Annotated in this window: 1 protein-coding gene; it reads right to left on the bottom strand. The window is 51.3% G+C overall.

Annotated elements, in window-relative coordinates:
- Positions 1–524 (bottom strand): copper resistance D family protein (locus tag ACWHAR_RS31795; RefSeq protein WP_452089017.1); only part of this gene is annotated, 524 nt, incomplete at both ends.

The following is a 524-nucleotide window of genomic DNA, read 5'->3' as shown; positions in this document are numbered from 1 at the left end:
AGCTTTCATCGAACGGCCGTCCTGCTGTTTCGGCGCTTTTCTAAAACGAAAATAGTGAAATGCCCCGAGTCCGATCATGAGAAGGACGAGCGCCGATTTCACAAGGAGCGCTTTTCCGTAAGCCGTCCCGAACAGGTTATCCAGTGTATGAACAATGAAAAAGCTGTTGAAAAGGCCCGAGAATATGAGTAGCCCTGCTGAAGCGAGCGCCCATGGCGAGAAGCGCCGAATGGTTTCCCATATCAAACTTTTGTCAGGCTTCAGCCAGTCTTTTCCGAAAAACAGCACAAACATCGCGAGTCCGCCAGTCCAAATGGAAGCGGCATTCAGATGGATGAAGTTCATCGCGATTGTCATATAGCCTGCGCTCGTCGAAGCGGCATGGCCGTCGAGCGATTTGACGAACAATAGTCCGGCAAAAAGGAACAGGCTCAAGATCGCGCTCTTCAGGCCTTTTCTATTCGAAGAGAAAACAAGCAAGGCGATGATGGCGATGTTGATCAGCCACAGCGTTCCGCCCGTCG

It is taken from the genome of Bacillus sp. LR--39 (assembly GCF_053613335.1).
This window is presented reverse-complemented; position numbering and strand designations above follow the sequence as displayed.